This window comes from Lewinella sp. LCG006 (assembly GCF_040784935.1).
In the GTDB taxonomy this organism is placed as follows: Bacteria; Bacteroidota; Bacteroidia; order Chitinophagales; family Saprospiraceae; genus Lewinella.
Window position 1 is genome coordinate 2,250,429 of record NZ_CP160680.1, and the last position, 21,685, is coordinate 2,272,113.

Annotated in this window: 15 protein-coding genes; 5 read left to right on the forward strand and 10 right to left on the reverse strand. The window is 47.2% G+C overall.

Annotated features, from left to right (window positions below; genetic code table 11):
* Window positions 1–14: 14 nt before the first annotated feature.
* From AB0L18_RS07740 to AB0L18_RS07760, 5 genes are all read right to left on the reverse strand, one after another.
* The gene (locus tag AB0L18_RS07740; protein ID WP_367392017.1) at window positions 15–1,658 is read right to left on the reverse strand and encodes a DUF1501 domain-containing protein; all 1,644 of its coding nucleotides are present in this window, start codon (window positions 1,656–1,658) and stop codon (window positions 15–17) included.
* A 12-nt stretch (window positions 1,659–1,670) separates the two neighbouring features.
* On the reverse strand, window positions 1,671–3,131 hold the full coding sequence (locus AB0L18_RS07745) for a DUF1800 family protein (protein ID WP_367392018.1): 1,461 nt from the start codon (window positions 3,129–3,131) through the stop codon (window positions 1,671–1,673).
* A gap of 329 nt (window positions 3,132–3,460) precedes the next feature.
* The gene (locus AB0L18_RS07750) at window positions 3,461–4,015 is read right to left on the reverse strand and encodes a transposase (protein WP_367388546.1); all 555 of its coding nucleotides are present in this window, start codon (window positions 4,013–4,015) and stop codon (window positions 3,461–3,463) included.
* Complete coding sequence (locus tag AB0L18_RS07755; RefSeq protein WP_367388547.1) at window positions 4,015–4,479, reverse strand: transposase; 465 nt, start codon at window positions 4,477–4,479, stop codon at window positions 4,015–4,017. Before AB0L18_RS07755 ends, AB0L18_RS07750 begins: the two co-directional genes overlap by 1 nt.
* Window positions 4,480–4,665: 186 nt before the next feature.
* Window positions 4,666–5,499: a hypothetical protein gene (locus AB0L18_RS07760; protein WP_367392019.1), complete on the reverse strand. Its 834-nt coding sequence runs from the start codon at window positions 5,497–5,499 to the stop codon at window positions 4,666–4,668.
* A gap of 370 nt (window positions 5,500–5,869) precedes the next feature.
* Here AB0L18_RS07760 and AB0L18_RS07765 point away from each other — a divergent pair, with 370 nt between their 5' ends.
* The gene (locus tag AB0L18_RS07765; protein ID WP_367392020.1) at window positions 5,870–6,736 is read left to right on the forward strand and encodes an OmpA family protein; all 867 of its coding nucleotides are present in this window, start codon (window positions 5,870–5,872) and stop codon (window positions 6,734–6,736) included.
* 175 nt (window positions 6,737–6,911) lie between these two features.
* The gene (locus tag AB0L18_RS07770) at window positions 6,912–8,135 is read left to right on the forward strand and encodes a helix-hairpin-helix domain-containing protein (protein WP_367392021.1); all 1,224 of its coding nucleotides are present in this window, start codon (window positions 6,912–6,914) and stop codon (window positions 8,133–8,135) included.
* Window positions 8,136–8,294: 159 nt separating this feature from the next.
* Here AB0L18_RS07770 and AB0L18_RS07775 read toward each other — a convergent pair whose 3' ends face one another.
* Window positions 8,295–9,095 carry a hypothetical protein gene (locus AB0L18_RS07775; protein WP_367392022.1) on the reverse strand — a complete coding sequence of 267 codons (801 nt, stop codon included), beginning with the start codon at window positions 9,093–9,095 and terminating at the stop codon, window positions 8,295–8,297.
* 124 nt (window positions 9,096–9,219) lie between these two features.
* Window positions 9,220–10,362, reverse strand: a complete 1,143-nt coding sequence (gene hemW, locus AB0L18_RS07780) for a radical SAM family heme chaperone HemW (protein ID WP_367392023.1) — start codon at window positions 10,360–10,362, stop codon at window positions 9,220–9,222.
* A gap of 209 nt (window positions 10,363–10,571) precedes the next feature.
* Between hemW and AB0L18_RS07785 the strand changes: the two genes are divergently transcribed.
* Entirely contained in the window at window positions 10,572–12,347 is a 1,776-nt protein-coding gene (locus tag AB0L18_RS07785) for a BamA/TamA family outer membrane protein (protein ID WP_367392024.1), read from the forward strand.
* On the opposite strand, the gene AB0L18_RS07790 is transcribed toward AB0L18_RS07785, so the two are convergent.
* Both AB0L18_RS07790 and gyrB read right to left on the reverse strand, forming a co-directional pair.
* Window positions 12,344–12,934 carry a hypothetical protein gene (locus AB0L18_RS07790; protein WP_367392025.1) on the reverse strand — a complete coding sequence of 197 codons (591 nt, stop codon included), beginning with the start codon at window positions 12,932–12,934 and terminating at the stop codon, window positions 12,344–12,346. The two genes, AB0L18_RS07785 and AB0L18_RS07790, sit on opposite strands and share 4 nt — an antisense overlap.
* Window positions 12,935–13,033: 99 nt before the next feature.
* The gene (gyrB, locus tag AB0L18_RS07795; RefSeq protein WP_367392026.1) at window positions 13,034–15,016 is read right to left on the reverse strand and encodes a DNA topoisomerase (ATP-hydrolyzing) subunit B; all 1,983 of its coding nucleotides are present in this window, start codon (window positions 15,014–15,016) and stop codon (window positions 13,034–13,036) included.
* 150 nt (window positions 15,017–15,166) lie between these two features.
* Here gyrB and AB0L18_RS07800 point away from each other — a divergent pair, with 150 nt between their 5' ends.
* Window positions 15,167–16,396, forward strand: a complete 1,230-nt coding sequence (locus AB0L18_RS07800) for an alanine dehydrogenase (RefSeq protein WP_367392027.1) — start codon at window positions 15,167–15,169, stop codon at window positions 16,394–16,396.
* A 61-nt stretch (window positions 16,397–16,457) separates the two neighbouring features.
* Entirely contained in the window at window positions 16,458–18,536 is a 2,079-nt protein-coding gene (locus AB0L18_RS07805; RefSeq protein WP_367392028.1) for a hypothetical protein, read from the forward strand.
* A 171-nt stretch (window positions 18,537–18,707) separates the two neighbouring features.
* Here AB0L18_RS07805 and AB0L18_RS07810 read toward each other — a convergent pair whose 3' ends face one another.
* Window positions 18,708–21,218: a transglycosylase domain-containing protein gene (locus AB0L18_RS07810; protein WP_367392029.1), complete on the reverse strand. Its 2,511-nt coding sequence runs from the start codon at window positions 21,216–21,218 to the stop codon at window positions 18,708–18,710.
* Window positions 21,219–21,685 lie beyond the last annotated feature (467 nt).

A 21,685-nucleotide genomic window follows, 5' to 3' on the forward strand; every position in this document is an offset into this window, starting at 1 on the left:
CAAGCTACCGTCGTTTACCGAACCAAGCTAATCTGCTTAGAATGCTGCTGGTTGCCTACGCGCAGATTTACGACGTACACTCCAGCGGCCCAACCAATATCCGATAAAGGAAGGCTGAAACGCTGATTGCCATTCATCTGGTATCCCTGAAAAACCGTTTTCATTGGCTGTCCCAGCATATTGTAGAGGGTTATCTGTACCGGACTAGCACTCGCCAAATCATAGCTCAAGAACAATTGCCCGGCATGATAGTAAGCCTGTAAGTTCACGGAACTTCTCTCCTGTGGTGACCAGGTACTTACGGGGGCACAACTCAAGCCGAGACCGCTAAGGCGTTCGTAAGTCTCGCCCATCACCTGATCGACCAGATTGCCGTCTATACACAACCATTGTTCTAGAACCGTGGCATAAATCTGCCGAAAATCGGTGGTGTACTGTAGGTTGCCATTGTTATCTACTTCCTGCAAATCAGGTAATCCTCCCAAGCTACCGTTTCCATTCAGCCCCTCCCCAAACATCAGCAAAGGTGCTGCTGCACCGTGATCGGTACCACCGGAAGCATTTTGCTCGATCCTGCGACCAAACTCAGAAAAAGTCATGGACAGCGTCCGATCGCCGTGTCCGCCGTTGCTCAAATCTTCATGAAAATGCTGGACTGCTCGGGATAACTGATTCATTAATCCCGGATGATTATTGCTCTGGTTGGCGTGGGTATCAAAACCATCATGCACCACCATGTACAGGCGCGTGCCCAAGCCACCACGCACCATACGTGCTACCAAAGCAAGCTGTTCGGCTAGGCTATTGTTATCGTACTCCACGCTGTTGGTGCCCTGCTCAAAAGCCTCCGCTACCACCTGCGCATACCGGAAGGTGTTATTCGCAACCGACCTTAGGTAACTCAATTGTTCTCCGTAATGACAATCTGGTACTGCCAGTGGATCGTACAGCTGCCCCGTTTGGGCAATGGCGTACAATTGTTCAGGGTTGGCCACATTCAAAGACATGTCAAAGCCATCCGTATTATTGAAGACCAGATTACCCGCACTCCCCATTTGGATCGCCGGAGGAGTAAGGGGTGGATTGCTCAGAAAATCAGGAAATTCCTGCTCCAGCAGACGACCCAGCCAGCCGGAGCTAGCGGGTTCGTTGGCATCTGCGCCCGAAGACCAAATATCGGTCGACCGAAAATGCGATAAGCTGTGGTCTTCATAGCCAACGTTGTTGACGATTTTCATCTGACCATCCAACCACATATTTTCCAGGGCGGCCATGCTATTGGGCATACCCAGTTCGCCGGTAAGGTTAATAACCTCACTCTCCGGAATAGCGATTTCCGCGCGACCAGCCTGGTAGGTACCGTAATCAAACAATGGAATGATGGTATTGAGACCATCATTTCCGCCTTTCAAGCGAATCAATACCAAAATCCGATCTTCTGTGGTAGCCCCGGAAAGGGCCATTGCCAGGGGAGAACTCGTAATGGCCGTCAGCGGCATTTTACCCAACAAGAAGGAAGCAGTACCCGCTACACCTAATTGACGCAAGAAGGTCCGCCGGCTCCAGTTTTGATGATCCTGGTGATGGGCCTGGCCATGCTCAAGCGCTATACCACGTTTGGTATTTTTCTTATCGTTATGTTTATCGTGATTACACATGATGATCGGGGTTTAGGATAATTGAAATTCGGGGAGGCGAGAGATATGCTGCATTAACAAGCCGACTTGTGCGGGAACTGTTTCCCAATACAAGTTCCATTCTCCATTATCATAATAATTTTGCGGAACCTCCCATTTAAAAACATCCGTGGCGGCAGCGTAGGCTTCGGGGGTGGTGAGTCCTCCTGGCACCAGGTAATCGATAATCGCCTGGGTAACCAATTCCGGATCATTGGCATTATCGGTTGTGAGCGCCTGGGCCAAACTCACCAACCGCGCCGGAGCCCCCTGAAAATTGGTAAAGATGAAAAAGTCGGAGGTTTGCCAGCGTCCCGTGATGGTGTTGGTATTCACCCAGTCGCGATCGCCGGGCCAGCCAGCTACATCAATAGGATTGAATAAGCCTTGATTGAGTTGATACCCCGCGTAAAGAATATAATTTTGGATCTCTTCATTGATGATGAAGTCACTTTCGATCACCGTGTTGATCATTAAACCCAGCGGGCTTTTAATCTGCGTACCCATGACCTTTTCGTCAAAAAAATGCTCACTCTTGAACAGCTGCCGAAAAACGGGTTCCAACTCCCAGTCGTTAGCGCGCAAAGTTTCCGCCAGTCCAGCGACAATATCCTCCGCGATTTCCGGGTGGACAAAGTGGCGATAGATTTTTCCACAGATGTATTCCGAAATTTCGGTAGCCCTTTGGGTAAACAGGATATCGTGTAGCTCATCGTAACCCCAGTTGCCGGTTTGCCCGAAAATGGTTTTGATACCCGTATCGTGGAGTATTGGCGTGAAGGTAATCGGTGCACAAGCGGAAGTAAAACCATTCCAGCCGGTGAGTGCACGAGCCGCTTCTACGACATCTTGTTGGGTGTAGCCATTGTCTTGTCCGAGGGTAAAGAGCTCGAACAATTCGCGGGCATAGTTTTCATTGGGCTCAAAGCGGTTGTTTTGCACCCCGTTGAGGAACACCAGCATGGCGGGTGTTTTGCCCATTTCGTAGACAAAATTCCGGAAATTCCCGAGTGCATAAGTCTGTAGCAGCTGGTGATAAGTGTAAGCCCAGGATGGACAAAAATAGTCTTCAAAACGGGTCACAAAATGATTGTGCCAAAACAGGGTGACGCGCTCCTTGGCACCATTTTCCAGCATGGCACCGATCCAGTCGTTGGCGTATTCAATGAGCTGGGCAGCACTTTCGTTACCAAAATCAGCATAGTCATCAATCGTCCAGTTGGACCAAACGGGTGCTGGTAAATTGGGCGCACTGAGCATATTGTCGATCAATTGATCAACCACATTGGCCGGGTTTTGCTGTTCGGCGGCAGCAATCACGTCTTGAGCAGCACCATAACCGAGGCGGCGAAACAAGTGCTGTACGCGGCTGCGATTCCAAGGAGCCTCGGGCGTATCAGCATAAGGTGCCAGCGTACCCGTAGCACAATTAGGAGGGGGTGGGGCAGTCAACATAAGGGGGTGGAATTAGGGGTCAACAATAATAAGGCTTAACGTAAATTTACGGAAAAGCTTGTTACTTCGCCGAAACTCATCAACGATGTCTTTCTTCAGCGAATTGTTCGGGGATTCCCAAAACGGGGGTTAGATGGTTGGAGGGGTAAGATGGTTTAAAGTGCGTTTTTTTGTTCTTACAGAATCAAAATATTTTAAAATAACGTGAGGTTGGAGGTATTATATGCGACCTCTCCGAGGTCGGGTGAGTGAAATCGTTTGTATTTGCTACCAATATGGCATCTCTCCGAGATGTTATGCATGACCTCGGTAGGTAAGTACGTAAAAAATTAATATTCCATTATTTTGACATCGGAATGCCTAAAAGCCGCACGGATTCTATCTGGCATCATCGCTAAGTATTCCAGCCCAGCCTCTACCGTTTTGTGAAGCTGGCTCTTAGTTTTGCACCAGCGGTGCTTTAGGAATTCCGATTTCAAGAAGTTCCAAACCTGTTCGTCAGGGTTGTACTGGGGGCAGTATACAGGGGTTGAATAGAGTTGTAAGCGATTACGTGCTTGTGAATCTGATCGTAAAAAATGTTTTAGCTCTTTACTCTTGTGGATACTTGCATTGTCCCAAATGATATTGAGTTGACCTTCCATTTTGTTCAGGCAAAGTTTTAAAAAAGCGATGATCTGCTTCGTGCTAATAGCAGTGCGGTAAACCTCACTAAACAACTCTCCTCGTGGTGTTATGCCGCTAATGGCATAAACTCTTTCAGTTACACTGTTTACTTCCTTGAGTACCGGACTATGTCCAATCAATTCATAGACTTTAGTAGAACTAGAGGCACTACAAAAGCTGCTCTCATCTACAAAAACGATGTTTTGATCTGGCTCCATTAGTTTTTTTTTAGCTCCGGGATTACTTCTGTTTCGTAATAAGCTATTTGTTCAGAACGCTGTCTAGTGTCTTTGACTTGAGGCTGCTTAAGACTGTAACCTAGTCTGGTCATTAACCTACTAATATGAGGAAGGCTATAATCTACTTGGAAACGAACACTTATAAAGGATTGAATCCTCATCCGAGTCCAACCATCGCTTGGAAAACCATTGGCCTTAGCTCCTTTGGCTAGCAACCTCTTCAATTCTTGTCGCTGATGACGTTTAAGCTTTGCTGGTCTACCACTAGGCTTGCCTACTTTGTAGTTTTCTACACCATTCGCGGATTTGATTTTGGCAAGCGTATGGCTTATTCCTGCCTGGGTATAACCCGTCGCAAGGGCAATATCTTTTTGTGTTAATCCCTGTTCCGCAAGGCGATAAATGATTTTGTGAATATGTTCTTTGTGCTCAGTAGCTGTCACGACTTAAGTATTTGGTACACAAGAATATACAAAATATATTTGTACTTACCTAGAGAGGTCAAAAATTGGTAGAATGGTCATTCATGCATTGTTTCGACCTCGGAGAGGTCGCACATGGTGTATCGCTATTGAAAATCAAGCGATTAATACCAAACCTCACGTTAAAATAAAAGAACGACGATATAATTAACTAGCAACGGGTGGGAGCGTTATCCTGCCTTCATCTATATCTTCCTGATAGATAATTTTCCCATCGAGCGGAATGCAATGGTCATTATAAACAGATTCGAATGGAAAGGAATAATCCCATCTATAATTATAATGCAATAGTTTTCCCTCCGATTCAAATTCCCACTTACATCCGTATTTATCTACCAACTGTCGCAAGTCTCGTAAAAAACTATTCAACCTTGGCGTATTTCTGTATGCCAGTATTTTATTGTCGTGAAAAACACCTTCGCTTGTCCTTGTAGTTTCAAACCAAATACTGAGATATGAGGCAATTCGAAATGAAAAATTAACGATGGATTGGTCTAATACGATTTTAGGCTTCAATCCATTACAATCTAAAGGATAAAAAGGATAATATTTATTATTGTTGATATCATCTGGGGAATAGGATACAAATGGACTTACTTCATATTTCCGAAGATACTTGGCCAATTCAAGCACAAAAGCGTATTCCAAGCCTTCAAGCCCCCAAAAGTGCATTTTATTCACATAGATTGCAGGCCCTCCTGGTTCATTGGATAAAGCGTAAATATCTAAAAGACTAGGGATGTGTTTTCCTAATTTGTTAATCTCGTCTTTCTTATTATTATAATATTGTAATAAATCAAAGAGGGACTTGTCCGAATTGAGTAGGAAACCATATTTATGACTCAAGACTAAAAATTCTTTAGAAAATTGGTCTACAATGTTAATTGCCGAGGACTGCTCTATCTCTAAGTAGATATTATAGGTCAGTACAGGATAATCATAATTTGACCAAACATTTTTATTACTATCAATTGGTTTCATAAGTTATTGCCATTCAGATTTTAAAATAATAAAAGGTGATCCTGGGTGTCCATTCTCAATAATAAACCTTGTCGCTCTATCCATATAACTACCGCCCTGCGGCGATTGCCTTGCATCACGTAAAATCTCAACAAGAGCTTCCCTATTTGCGGTATTTAAAGGGTTGCCATTGGGGATTTTTCCTCTACTAGTAATACATGCAAATATATGAGTGTACTACAAATCATAGACATTCCCACCAAAAAGCGCAAAAGACTTTCAAGCAAGCCATGTAACTCACAGCGTCGAACATTCGCTTTCCTCTTTTTGAAGGTATAGCTATATTTCAGGATTCTTACTATCTTTCACCTGATCAAATCAACCCCAACCTATGAGGTTTCTGGCATTTTTGCTTTTCGCGGCCTTTGTGCTCTTTGCTATTTTTGCCCGGTGGTTCTTTATTTGCGACATTCTGAATCTCTGCGAGGAGCCTCCTGTCGAAGTAGTAGCTCCCCCCAGGTTACAAAATCTACAGCTTACGGAAAATGACTCCGTCTTGCTCAGCGGTTACGACCAGTTTGCCTTTGCTACTGGCGTCGACCAACCAGACCTGAACGCTAACAACGAGCAGTTTCTGGATACCATCGCACAGATGATGGCTGCCGACTCTACCAAGTCATTGGAAATAACGGGTCGTTATACCTTGCAGGAGAAAGATGTAATGGCTGGTTTTTATGAGAATATGGGACTGGCGCGTGCCGCTACCATCCGAGACCTGATGACCGCCCGCGGAGTGGCGGAAGACCGGATCAGCCTCAAGCACGCTACAACTGCCGACAGCTTGTTGCAAGAACCACTCTTGTTTGCTTTTATGCAGAAAGACCTACCTAGCGAGTATGCTACGGCTTCTTATAGCTTTACGAACATGACCTACTCCGATGCTAACTTCCCGAGTAATAGTGCCATTTTTGAGCCTGGTGAAGCATTCCGAAATTATGCCGACTCGGTTAAAGTATACATGGAACTGCACCCGGAAAAATCCATCCGCATTGTTGGTCATACCGACAACGTAGACACGGAGAAATACAACCTCAAATTGGGCATGCGGCGGGCAGAAAGTGCTAAAGAATACTTGGAGAACCTGGGTATCACTGCCGTAATAAAAACCGAATCCAAAGGCGAAACGGAGCACGTAGCTTCTAACGACACCCCTGAAGGTCGGCAGGAAAACCGCCGGGTCAACTTTATTATAGAATAAACAGGTCTACAATTAAGTATTGCGCAGAAAATAAACTGCGATTTTTCTCAAGTTTTTCAAATAGCTAAAACGCCTTTCCGGCTGGCCAGACGGGCTTAAAATGAATCGCTTATTTAGCTATTCTGAAAAACAAAATCGCTTTTTATTTTCGTGCTGTTCCTAAATATCAACCAAAATGACTGATCAGACACTTGTAAATTATTTTACGCAGATTAACTCTCGGGAGGGGTTGTTCTTGTGGATGTGTATGCTTGTTGCTTTCCTCCTCGGCTTTATCATTGCGTACTTGCTACGCTCGGGCAAAGTGCGTCGACTCAAAAAAGAGCTGAGTGAAGCTAGACAACAATTGGAAACCAACCAAACGCTCCTCACCAGCGCGCAAGATCAGTTGAAGCAACGCAACGCCGAGTTGCAGGAAGAAAGCCGGGAAAAGGTAGACCTGATGGAACGTTTGAGGGGTATCGAACAAAACAAAGACCAACAGTTGCACGAGGTGGTAGCGCTCAATCAGCGGCTAGAGGAAGTTCAAGCTACCAATCGTACTTACAGCCATACCATTGAGGATCTCAATAAGCAAATTGTTGCGCTGAAGACCCAGCATGAGCAACTTTCACAAAGCCCACAAAATTTCGTAGATACTACTGCAGGTTCCACAAATGCAGCACCTTCGAAAGAAGTTGCCGAACTCCGTGAGCGACTTAATGCCTTTGAGACCTCCCTCAGCCGCCTATCAGGAGAGAATCAAGCCTTAAGGTCAGACTTGGCGGCCCTCAAAAGCCAGCCTACTGTAAGTGCGCCCATTGTGGAAGAAGATACCAATGGAGAGCTCGTATTAGGCAATGACAAAACCGTACTCTACGATAAAATCATTGTTGCCGACCGCGACAAAGATGTACTGACCAAAATAGAAGGCATTGGTGATTTTTTAGAAAAAAAACTCAATAGTATTGGCGTTTTCTCTTACGAAGACATTGCCAACTGGACCCCTTCCAGAATTGAAGAGGTTACCGGGCAGATAGGCTACATCCCTGGTCGTATAGAGAAGGACAACTGGGTGGGGCAAGCGGCTTTGTTGCTGCAACAAGAACAAGAAAACCCTACACCCAGGGGATTCTCTGAGGGCGCTGAAACGTCAACTCCGGGAGAAGCCAGCGATTTAAAAATTATTGAAGGCATAGGCCCAAAAATAGAAGAAGTGCTGAAAGGAGCTGGTATCGGAGACTGGTCTGCGCTAGCCGCAGCAGAACCTGGCCGATTGAAAGAAATACTTGAAGATGCTGGAGACCAGTACCGGATGCACAATCCATACACCTGGCCTTTACAGGCACGCCTGGCAGCTGCTGGTAGGTGGGAAGAGTTTGCTACTTACCAGGAAGAGCTAAAAGGCGGCAGAGAGTAGACAACACAAAAGCAGGAGAAGAAAGAGCAGTATAACGATCTGTCTCTGCGGTATCAGGCGCAGTAGAGGCTTGTCGAAAATGCTCTTCTCTCCGTACTGTTATTGGCTATGTAAATGAGAAAAATGAGATAATCCTCTGTTTGGATTATCTCATTTTATTTACGCAGCTACCAAATGCTTTTCCAACGGCTCCTTGAGGCGGTGTACCAGCTCAGGGTCGACGGCTTCCGTGAAAAGATCAATCTTACGGTGGTCATCAATTAGCTGTAGCTCCATGCGTTCGGCTAAATCTTTGGCCAAATCACCCATTCGAACAGCATAATCCTGGGGCTTACCCACTGCCATGAAGAGGTCGATAACACCAGCCCTGATCAAATCCAGCGGATTCAACTGTGCCAGTAGTTCTCTTTGGTTACCATTGACTTCCACAGCTCCTCTGCGGCGAAGCTTATCGCGCAGGCTTTCAGAGGTATAGCCCAGCACTTCCGCTCGGTATTGCCACCAATTGGTCGCCATGCCATTGTTGCGCTCTCGGTATACCCGCAAATGGCGACGTTCACATTCTTCCTGACAAGAGATCAAGGTCATCGCCTTGGTGATATCTATCAGGTGTTTGAATTGGGAGGCGTTTAGACCCGCTGTATCTACTCCTTCCGTCAACATGGCTAGCTGACGGGCATATTTTTGCTTGACTTTGCTGCGAGAGCGAAGTACAATTTGCTTGGCAAAGTCTACAGATATATAGTAGTCAGACCATAAAACAGGTCCTTCTACTTGACGTGAGGCAAATTCCTGCATTTTCAGGGGCTTGCGAATACCATCCGAAAATTCGTAATAATCATTCAGCCAGCGTTTAACATTAGCCGGATACTGCTGAGCTGGCAACTGAAGTGCTTGGTAGAGATCAGTGGCCAAAACCACCTTTGTACCTTTTTTGCTTACAAATATATCAAGATCCATGTCTTTAACTATTTGATCCGCTACAAATATATTCTATTTTGTTTTAAAAAACAAATATTTTAAAACAATAAAATATTGCAACAATAAAAAATAATCACGCCTGCTCAATGCAAACAACTGATTATCATACATCAAAGAATAGATCACTGCTAATTCTATCGGCCAACAATCTTCCTTCTTTTGTCAAAACAAAAACACCATCTTCTTCAAAAACCAACTTTGTGTCAACATATTGCTGAATGTTTTTTTCAAAAAAAGCCTTAAAAGGTGTTTCCATCTTAGTGGTTGACACCCCCCAACTGGTACGTAAGCCCGTTAGGATATATTCATTGTACTGATCTGCGGGGCTCAGTGCTTCTTTTTCAAACAAATCTATTGCACTTTCAACGACCCCATCTTTCAAAGCAACAATTGCTTGCAGGTACTTGGCATTATTGGCTACATTCCACTGCCGGGAATGCCCATTAAAACTATGAGCAGAGGGGCCAACACCCAAATAATGATGCGCCCGCCAATAGTTACTATTGTGCATAGCGCGATGCCCTGGTAAAGCAAAATTGCTGATTTCGTAATGTTCATAGCCCGCGTCTTCCAACCAGCGCATGAGCAACTCAAACTGGCGGGCTGCTTTCTCTTCTTCTACCTCCGGGCTTTTACCGGTTTTGATTTGATGCGCCAGTGCTGTCTTTGGTTCCACCGTAAGGGCGTAGCAAGACAGGTGCGGCACCTGCGCCTCGATCAGCGTACGGACATTTTTCTCCCAAACAAGATCCGACATGGTGGGGGTACCATAAATAAGGTCGACGGTGAGGTTGTTGAATCCAAAACTTTGGGCCAGCGCAATACAACGGCGAGCCTCTTCGGCGTTGTGCGCTCGATTCATGTACACCAGATCAGCATCAGCAAACGACTGAATACCTATGCTTAGGCGATTGATAGGTGAAGATTGCCAACGTGCCAGGTTTTCTGCCGTGATATCATCGGGGTTGGCTTCCAGCGTGATTTCGGCATCGGCCGCTAATGTAAAGCACTTGTCAATCATTACGAAAAGTGATCTCAATTCCTCTTCAGCCAGTAAAGAAGGCGTACCACCACCGAAATAAACCGAACTCAGGTGTTTGTCTTCCAAATAGTCTTTGCGCAGTAGCAATTCCTGAACGATGGCCTCCGTCATTTCCCCTTTGTATTTCAGCGAGGTAGAAAAATGAAAATTGCAATAGTTACAAGCTTGCTTGCAAAAAGGAACATGAAGATAGAGACCCGACATAAAAGGCTATTTTTGAACTGTAAACATAACGAATGAGGACTTAGTAATTTGACGGAAATAACTGATTCCATTTTTTCAACGATTCGCGAATATTTTCACGCAAGCTCCTTTTAGTTGCTTGCTTAGAAAATTTTAGCGAATCAAAAATGGAATCAGTTATTTTTGTTCCGTCACTTAAGACGTTTTAGTATTTCATCTGTTCTTACTGTATGCGACCACTTTTAGTCATAGGCTGCCTCTTGTTATTGGCCATTGAAGGCATCGGGCAGGTGGTTGCCCTCCGCATACTGACGCCAGACGCTGACCTTGGAGAACTGCGAAAGTTCAAGTCTTTTCCCGACAGTACCTTTACCGATAGCCTGCAATTGAACCTCAGTCTTAGCACTTTCCTTAACGATCTTCAAGAAGGCGGTTATCTAGAAGCGTCGACCGACACTCTCCTGGTCAACAACAATCGCTATACTGCTATTCTGCACCTTGGGCCAATTTACCGTTGGGTTACACTCTCCGGGGACGATATTCCTAAAGAATGGTTGAGCAAGGCAGGCTTCCGCAGTAGGCTTTACAGCAATAAACCACTGGAGATCAATCGCTGGCTGCAATTTCAACAACAACTCGCCGGGATTGCCGCCAACAATGGTTTTCCATTCGCCAAGGTGATGCTGGACAGTATTATTTGGCAAGCACCCGGGGCTTTGGAAGCAAAAATCAAGCTCCAGCGAGGACCTTTGATTTTTTTTGAAAAAATAGACCTCACTGGCGAAGCACAGATCAGCACAACCTACCTTCACAGCCACCTTGGTTTGTTTCCGGGGCAAGTCTACAACGAGGCTTTGATCAGGAAGGTCCAGCAACGTATCCAGGAGCTTCCCTTTGTACAGTTGCAGGAAGCGCCACGGGTACAATTCATTGGTGATCAGGCCCGGCTGATCCTAAAGCTCGCTCCCAAGAAGGCCAGCCGCTTTGATTTTATCGTAGGGGTGCTTCCACAAAGCCAGCAAACCGGCCGACTGCTGGTGACGGCCCAACTGGAAGGTGCACTACAAAATGCCCTGGGGAAAGGCGAGCGTGTAGCCATTGCTTTTGAGCAACTTCGCCCTTTGACCCAAGAGCTTGACCTGGCCTTTAACTACCCCTATTTGCTCAACCTACCTTTTGGGGTAGACGCTCAGCTCAACTTGTACAAAAGAGACACCAATTTCATCAACCTCAACTGGCAACTGGGCATCGACTACCTGCTGAGTGGAGGGCGGAGTGTACAAGCTTTTTGGTCGCAAAACCAAACCAACTTACTCAGTATTGACAGTTTTCAAATCCAGCAATTAGATCGCCTGCCCGATACGCTGGACGTCAGGAGACGAACGTTTGGACTGCGTTTTCACCTCAACCAACTCGACTATCGCACCAACCCTACCAAAGGTTGGGATTGGCAGCTATCTGCAGGCGTAGGGCAGAAAACTATCCGCCGCAATGCATCCATTGAATCAGCAGGATTCGACAATCTTTACGACAGTCTCACTTTGCGTAGTGCCCAGTACCGGCTAGAGACCTCCTTGGCCCGCTACCAAAATATTGGCCAACGCAGTGTGATCAAAACCGCCCTGACGGGGGCAGCCATTCTTGCACCAGAACCGGTATTGGCCAATGAACAACTCCGTATTGGCGGCAACCAACTGCTCCGTGGTTTCGACGAGGAAGGCATTTTTGCAACCAACTTTGCCTTGCTGACGCTGGAATATCGCTTCTTACTCACGACCAATTCCTACCTCTATAGTTTTTTTGATTGGGCCAGGGTCGACAATGCCTCCCTTAATAGTCCACCAGACATTGGCACCATCTTTTGGTACCAGGGCATCGGGGCCGGCATCACTTTCGAAACCCGGGCGGGACTATTTGGTCTGAGCATCGCTTTGGGTCGACAGGATCAGCAGCCCTTTGATTTTGGAGCACCCAAAGTACATTTTGGGTATGTGAGTTTGTTTTAAAAATAAATATCGAAGTAGTCGACCACATTCCCTCCTTCACAATTTTCTTTTTCTTGTAAACGCCAATACTTCCTTGTACCAGTAGCTCTAAAATGCACTGGGCCTTTCTTTACACAGGTTTCGCCACCGTTGACGAAAGAAACCCGGGAAGTAATCTCTCCATCAAATTGAAAAACCTGGTTGCCTTCCCAAGTGAGGACGCCATCAATAGCGGCAAAATCCCCGTTCTCTGCACCTTTTTGCTCGCCCTTCACCTTGTACTTGTTCTCGGATAGAAAATCAACCTGCACCAGCCCCGGCTTTTCCCAACTGATCCACTGGAGGGTAAAATTGTGCTTACCGGGGTTGATGGGGTGGTTAATAGCTTTGGTGTCGGTAGCAGGTTCATCTTTGGTAGCAGTCTGATTTTCTGCTTCAGTAGGAGTGCTCAATGTAGCGGGAGGCACTTGATCGGTAAGCGTGGTGTCTTCTATCGACGTTGGTACCTCTTCGGTGGCTGTATCTTCCGAACTGGGCTGATCAGTGGTGCAATTACTCATTGCCATTAGACAAAAGAACAATAGGAGGGTGGGGATGGAGTTGTGCATCTTTTTTTTATAAAGATAATCGCTTGTTGGGATAAAAAAATCCCGAACGCAGCAAAAGCAACATCCGGGATTTTGTATTTCGTAGTTCAAAGCCCTTCGCTACACGTCGATCTTCGCGTATTTCGCATTGGCTTCAATGAAGGCTCTACGTGGTGGTACTTCATCTCCCATCAGCATAGAGAAAACATCATCAGCACCGCGAGCATCTTCGATGGTTACCTGCTCTAGAATACGTGTATCTGGGTCCATAGTGGTTTCCCACAATTGTTCGGCATTCATCTCACCAAGACCCTTATAGCGCTGGATTTTGATGCTGTTTTCCGATGCTCCACCTTCTGTGTAGTGGGCAACAGCAGCCTGGCGTTCTTCTTCTGTCCAACAGTATTGGAACTGCTTGCCTTTGCGCACCTGATAAAGGGGCGGCTTGGCAATGTAGATGTAGCCATTCTCGATCAGGCGATGCATGTAGCGGAAGAAGAAGGTCAGGATCAGGGTCACAATGTGGCTACCATCAACGTCGGCATCACACATGATGATGACCTTATGGTAACGCAGCTTCTCGATATTGAGCACCCGCTCTCCATCATTATTCTCTTCGATACGTACCCCGAGGGCCGTAAACATATTCTTGATTTCCTCGTTTTCGTAGATTTTGTACTCCAGTGCTTTCTCTACATTGAGGATTTTACCACGCAGGGGAAGAATAGCCTGGAAGGTACGATCACGCCCTTGCTTAGCTGTACCGCCCGCCGAATCTCCCTCCACGAGGTACAACTCCGAAGCCTCTGGTGAACGAGAAGAGCAATCCGCCAGTTTACCCGGCAGCCCACTTCCCGTGAGGACATTCTTACGCTGAACCATTTCGCGAGCTTTGCGCGCCGCGTGGCGAGCCGTAGCTGCGAGGATGACCTTATCAACGATACGCTTGGCTTCGTTGGGATTCTCTTCCAGGAAGACACCAATAGCGTTACCTACCGCGCGCGAAACGATACCCGTCACTTCGCTGTTGCCTAGTTCCCCTTTCGTCTGGCCTTTGAACTGAGGCTCGGGTACTTTTACCGAAACGATGGCTGTAAGTCCTTCCCGGAAATCTTCTCCCGTAATTTTGAACTTCAGCTTTTTAAACATCCCGTTATCTTCCCCATACTTGGCGAAAATACGGTTCACCGCGCGGCGAAATCCATTGACGTGTGTACCTCCTTCCCGAGTGTTGATATTATTCACGAAGGAATAAATATTCTCGGTATACGATGTGTTGTACTGCATCGCTACTTCCACCTCTACGTTATCTTCTTTGCCGGTAACGTGGATCGGATTTTCGGTGATGGGTTGCTTGCTTTGGTCCAGAAACAGAACGAATTCTTTCAAACCGCCTTCCGAGTAGAAGGTCTGACTGCGGAATTGTCCTTTTTCGTCTTTGGCTCTTCTGTCTAGTAGGGTCAGCGTAAGCCCAGAATTCAGGTACGCCAATTCCTGCAAGCGGTGGGCTAAAGTCTCGTACTTGTAGACCCGCTCCTCGCGAAAAATTTCCGGATCGGGTAAGAAGGTGATTCGTGTACCCCGATCAGTGGTTTCTCCGATGACTTTTACATCTTCCTCTGGTTTTCCCTGATGGTAGATTTGCTCATACACCTTCCCTTCCCGGTGAACTTCTGCCCGCAGCATACTGGAGAGTGCATTCACACAACTCACCCCTACACCGTGCAGACCACCAGAAACCTTATAAGTGTCTTTATCAAATTTACCCCCAGCGTGTAGTACGGTCATTACGACCTCCAACGCTGATTTTTTCAGTTTGTCGTGCATGCCCGTAGGAATACCTCGACCATCATCTTTGACGGTGATCGAATTATCCTCTTCGATGATAACATCGATCGTGCTACAGTACCCTGCGAGGTGCTCATCGATGGAGTTATCGACCACCTCCCAAACCAGGTGATGAAGGCCTTTAATATCGGTGCTACCGATGTACATTCCAGGCCTTTTACGTACCGCTTCCAACCCTTCGAGGGCGGTAATGTTATTAGCGCCGTAATCCATTTGCTGGCCCTTATCGTCTCTTAGATTTTCCTTTGTACTCATTCCTGCAAAAGTACGAAAAATCGGCCTATTTACAGACTATTCCCCCACTTCAAATGGCTAAATATTTTTACCTGCCTAAATTCCTTCTATATGCCTTATTTTTGTACCAACTCTTACCATTATCCTGCCTGAAAATCCTATTTTTGATACATGAGTGATAAGGAGAAAAAAATCCCCGTGCCAAAAGAGTTCACTGAAGGCCAATTAGTGACCCAATCGGAGACTTTGCAACGCAGCAGCAGGCAGCGGCATCTGTATATAGGGCTTCCTAAGGAAATTACTTTACAGGAAAACCGGGTCGCCCTGGTGCCCTCCTCCGTTAGCACCTTGGTCGCACAAGGTCACCGGATCGTAATGGAAGCCGGAGCAGGAGAAAAATCAAAATTTTCCGACCACGATTATTCGGAAGCAGGGGCCGAAATTGCCTATAGCCCCGAGGCTGTCTACAAAGCCGATGTTATCATTAAGGTAGCACCACCTACCCTCGATGAGATCGACTTGATGCGCCCCAACCAGCTACTGATTTCTCCGTTACAGTTGCCCATCATCAACGCAGAATACATCTACCGGCTAAAAAACAAGCGCGTCATTGCTTTGGCAATGGAGTACATCAAGGACGATTCCGGCTACTTCCCCATTGTGCGCATCATGAGCGAAATGGCGGGGATCAGCGCCATGCTTACGGCGGGCGAACTGCTGTCAAATACCAGTGGAGGAGCAGGCGTCTTGCTTGGTGGAATATCCGGTGTACCCAGTGCCAAAGTAGTCATCTTGGGAGCAGGTATCGTTGCGGAGTACGCCACACGCACGGCATTGGGTCTGGGTGCAGAAGTGAGAATTTTTGATGATAACATCTACAAACTCAAAAGAATTCAAAACCAGGTTGGGCGGCCCCTGTACACCAGTTCGCTTAATCCAATCTATCTGGAACGGGAGTTGGTTTCCGCCGAAGTGGTCATTGGTGCCATGCACTCCGAAAGTGGGCGCACGCCGATTGTAGTGAGCGAAGAAATGGTCGCAAAGATGAAAGACGGGGCCGTTATCATTGATGTGAGCATTGACCAAGGGGGATGTTTTGCAACCTCACGGGTAACCTCGCTGGATCAACCTACCTTTATCAAACACGGGGTGATTCATTATTGCGTCCCTAATCTGGCCTCACGTATTGCCCGCACCGCTTCCATTGCTACCAGCAATATTCTGACGCCCATTTTGCTCAGAGCAGGTGATATTCAGAGTATTGAAAAAGTGCTTTTCGGAGATCATGGCCTGCGCCACGGTGTCTACACCTACAAAGGTTGCTTGACCAACGAATACCTCGGCAAACGTTTTTCTATCAAATCTACTGATCTGGATTTATTGATTACTTCCTCGCTATAGCAAACAAGCCCAACTGCTACGGCCCTTTTGCTTCATTATTTTTAAGAAAACACCGCAACACATGTCTGCAAATACCACCTATTCCGATGTCATTGCTGCTGAAGACGAACTCTTAAGGGAAAGGCGTAGAAAAATCATGGGCGATGATTTTGCCGCAGCACTAGAAGAAAATCGTTTTGGTCTGGCCTTATCAGGTGGTGGCATTCGCTCGGCGACAATCAATCTGGGAATCCTCAAAACGCTTCATAAATTTGGCGTCCTCAAGCAAGCGGACTACCTCAGTACGGTGTCTGGTGGTGGCTACACAGGAGCTTATATTCAGGCTACTACCAAAGAAAAAGGGCAAGAAGGAAAGTTATTTGCCCCTGAGCATCTGCACTATATGCGCTCGCACGGAGAATACCTTTTCCCCGGTACAGGCCTTGAGAAAATATGGAACCAACTTACTCTGGTCGTCGCTTTTATGGTAAGTTTTTTGATGAGCCTGATCAGTCCGGCCATTTTAGTGGGCTTGATCGTAGGTTCTTATTTTTTCTGTGATTACTACAATTTGATTAGCATCGATTTCATGGATGCGGTGCAGCAACACTGGCAATGGCTGATGCCGGAACTTTTTTACGGAGGGATCGTCATTTTTGTGCTTCATTATTTACTGAACATCGCCCAGGTTTATCGCTTGGATGGTTCCAATTTTTTCAATCGTTTAGAGACGCTTGTGGTCATTGGCATCCTCAGTACCTTTGGCTGGCCCTTGATCAAAAGTTTTCAATCGGTGAAGTCGCCTACCGCCGAGCAGTTGCTTTTCTTTGTAACCGCCGGTTTTATTCTCGTGTTGATGGGCATGTTTACCAATCCTAACGCTACGAGTTTTCACCGTTTCTATCGTAAACAATTGGCGGATGCCTATCTGCATTTTGCGACCACCAATAAGAATATTTTGCTGCACCAACTGTGCCAACCCCATAGCAATGAGCATCAGGATTATCTCGCTCCTTATCCTTTGATCAATACTTGCTTGAATCTGCAATCCAGCAAAGACCCCAACTTCCAGGGAGCCAAAGCCAGCGATTACTTCCTGCTCTCCCCCCTTTACTGTGGTGCGAAATTGGTAGGTTATGTACCCACCGCAGAAACGATTGGCTACCGGCAAATGACACTTCCGGCAGCAGTCACCATTTCGGCAGCAGCGGTAAATCCCGGGCTTGGAGCGTATTCCAACAAAATACTGAGTATCCTTCTGACTATTTTCAACCTGCGCCTCGGTTTTTGGACCTGGAATCCCATGAAAATAAAAACAACCTGGCCAGTGGTCTGGTGGCCTTTCTACTTTTTCTACGAACTTTTTGGTCGCATCGGCACCGACAAAAAAATGATCAACATCAGTGATGGTGGGCATATTGAAAACCTCGGCGTCATGGAGTTACTCCGCCGCCAGTGCAAGCTCATCGTATCGGTAGATGCTGGTGCTGACCCCTTGTTTACTTTCGCTGATTTGGAAAACCTGGCCGTTCGTGCGCGCAACGAACTCGGTATCGATATCCGCTTCCGCCCCGATGAAATCCCGGAAAACATCATGCGGGTCAACCCCAGCCACGGCTATTCCAAAAAGCGCTTTGCCGTTGCCGATTTGTACCAATTGTGGGAAAAGGTTTGCACCGACGAAGGTGAAGAAAAGATTGTTCACTATCCTGGTGGCAAGAAAACAGGTGTTTTTGTTTACGTCAAGAGTTCGGTTACCGCTCCTACTGGTCGGCCGGATGATGCTGCCTTCAAGGATGCCTTCCAGTACGGCACTTACAAGTACAAAATTTACAACCCTGATTTCCCGCACGAATCTACTGCTGATCAGTTTTTTGACCCTATTCAATGGGAGGCTTACTTCCAGCTAGGACAGTTTATCGCGGCCGACATATTGGGTGTTGACAACCTCAACAACTTTGATGTAGAAGAAGAAGCTTTCACCATTCCTCTTGATGAGCTGTACCGCCATTTTGATGAAAATATGCAGTTGTTTGGTGCTGTAGAATTGCCACTGCCACGTGTACGCGGCCGCGGAATAGATGATATTCTTATCGAGGCCGCACAGCAGCAGGGGCCGGAAAAAGAGACGGAGGGAATGCCGACGGAGTATAAGATGTAGGAAGAAGGTGAAGTCACGTGCACAAAAAAAACGATTTTTTGTGCACGTTTTTATAACCTGCACAAAATTACTTCCTTTTTGTGCATATCAAGAAATACTGTTTTAAGTACCAGGGAAAACACATCAAGATGAGATGCGTTAGTTCGTCTTTTTTGTTAGAATCGCAAAGACCTACCCACCACCATCTTTATCCTTCCCAAAGAGCACCTTGCTCCAATGCTCGCGGCGTTCTTCGCGGCGTTCTTCTCGTTCACTTTTACGACGAATGCGCTGGGCGTACTCTCCCAGGGTTTCGTCGTCACGGCGAGGATTTTCATTGAGGAGTTCTTGCAGGAGCGCAGGGTCCATAGATTCAATCGTACGGTTCCACTCCACCATCTGATCGACGGGGGCGTCTTCGTAGCCAACGATGGGCATTTCCGGCAGGTAAGGAGGGCATTCCAGCAAGGCCAACACCATCTCCGGCGGCTCGGGGTAAGTGGCTCTGCGGATCGCTTTGAAATTGTTGTCTTTGATCACGCGCACCATATAAGAACCAAAAACGGGCAGCGCGGTGCGCGATGCTTGCCCACGGGAAAGGCTGCGAAAATGAATCCCGGGGTGGTCGGTACCCACCCATACACCCGTGACCAGTTTGGGGTTGAAGCCTACAAACCAACCATCGGCCTGATCTTGGGTAGTCCCCGTTTTCCCCATCAGGGTGCCGCCAATACCAAACTCGGTACGCAAGCGCTGGGCAGTGCCGCTATCTACGACGCTCTGCATGATGTTGAGGATCATATCTGCATGACCCGGTTCTAGCACTTTCTTAAATCGCTTCCCATCCGGGCGATCAAAAGTGAGCAGTACCTCTCCTTCGGCATTTTCTATCCGATCCAAATAATGGAGGCGATCCGGGCGGTAACCCCGGTTGGCGAAAGTGGCATAAGCCGTCACCATGTCCAACAGGTTGGCCTCCACGGCACCCAGTGCGATGGCAGGCACTGCGGGGATATCGCTACTGATGCCCATATCGTGCGCCAGTTTCACCACATTCTTGACGCCTGCCCGCAGGAGTAGTTCTACCGCGATGGTGTTGACCGAGTTGCTGAGCGCACCTGCCAACGAGTACACACCGCCGTATTTGCCATCGCTATTGTGGGGCTGCCAGCCTTTAAACTGGTCGTAGGTCCGTAGTTCATTGGGGGTATACTCGCAGGGCATCATACCACTCTGTAGGGCAGCTGTGTATACGATCGGTTTAAAGGTAGACCCTACCGGCCGCCGCGATTTTACGTGGTCGTACTGGATAAAACGATGATCGCCGCCACCGACCCAAGCCCTGACCAAGCCCGTTTGTGGTTCTACCGACAGCACCCCTACATTGAGCAAGGTCAAATAATGTTTAAGTGAATCCATCGGACTTAGCAAGGTATCTACGGCACCTTCGCCCCAGACGAAGATGGTCATTGGCAACGGCTCGTCGAAGCTTTTCTTGATCCGCGCTTCATTCGCGCCTTTTTTCTTTAAATCCTGGTAGCGCTGGGTACGCTCCAAAGCACTTTGCAGGGTTTTCTCGGACCAGGGCGTGCGTTTTTTCCAGTCGTCTTCAAACCGGCGCTGCACCAAGGGCAACTGGTAAGCCACTGCTGCTTCGGCGTGCCGCTGCATTCTACTGTTGATGGTCGTATGGATTTTCAGACCATCGGTATACAGGTTGTATGCACTACCATCCGGCTTCTTGAGGTCTTTGATCAAATCGGTGACTTCCTGGCGCATTTGCTCGCGGAAGTAGGTGGCCATTCCTTCGTTGTGGCCCTCTTGCTGGTAGTCGAGTTTAAGGGGCAAAGCCTTTAAGCTATCCAGGGCATCGGCATCCAGGTGGCCCGCACGCGCCATTTGACTGAGCACCACATTGCGACGTTCTGTAGCCGCTTCGGGGTGGCGGCGCGGATTGTAAGCCGTCGTAGCTTTGAGCATTCCTACCAAAACGGCGGCATCTTCGGTACTCAGATTTTCCGGCGACTGGTTGAAGTAACGAAAAGCCGCCACTTTGATACCAAAAGCATTTTCACCGAAAGGGACCGTATTGAGATACAGCCCCAAAAGCTCTTCTTTATCGTAGGTTTTTTCGAGGCGGCGCGCCGTAAACATCTCGCGCAGTTTATTGATGGGCATCCCTAGCAAGGCATACTCCCGCCGTGGAAACAGGTTTTTGGCCAGCTGCTGGCTCAGCGTACTTCCTCCACCGGAAGACTCATCACGCAGCAAGATTGACTTCACCAATACCCGCCCCCAGGAGCGCAAGTCGATCCCGCTGTGCTCAAAAAAACGGGAATCCTCGGTAGCAATCAAGGCATTGATCACGTCTTCAGAGATTTCATCTAATTTGGCATCCGTACGGTTTTCGATGTAGTACTTGCCCAGAAGCACACCGTCTTCGCTGTAGATTTCCGAAGATTGGTTATTCTGCACATTCTGCAACTCGCCGTAGGTAGGCAATGCGCCGAAAACACCCAGCCAAACCAACAAGGCCAGCACCACTACCGTTGCGATTCCCGCCAAAATGGGACCACCCACACCGTAAACAACGAGCCGCAGCGTCGACTGCTGCTTCAACCAAGTGCCAACCGCCTGTCCCTTTTTACCAAGAAACTGTTGAAAAGCGGTGCTGATTTTCTGAAATTCTTTTTGCCAATTCATACTGCTGTGTTGGACGGAGGTTATTTATCGCTTTTTTTCTTTGCCGCAGAGGTCCGGAGACACGGAGGTTATTTTTGCTTTTTTCTTGCCACTAAGGCACAAAGACACAGAATAGCACAAAATATCTTTCGTGGGTTTTAGTGCTTTTAGTGCTTTCGTGGCTAAAATTTTCTCCCGCAAGAAAACGAATCGACGACAAAGATAGTGTTAATATAAAATGTTTTTTGTTTTCACTTGAATAATATTTTTTGTTTAAAAATTATTTTTTTAAAAAAAACGCCCTCCCACACTTACCTCTCCCACGCCATCGGACATATACCCATGTACGAAACGCAAAACCATGTTCTACACCACTTTCCTGTGCCTTCTTTTAGTCTGTTCTGCTGTACTGCATCGTTACTTTTCAGTACCGCTATTTAGATGGCCCGGCGGGGAGAAGGAATAGGACCCACCCCGGCCCTGCCCTG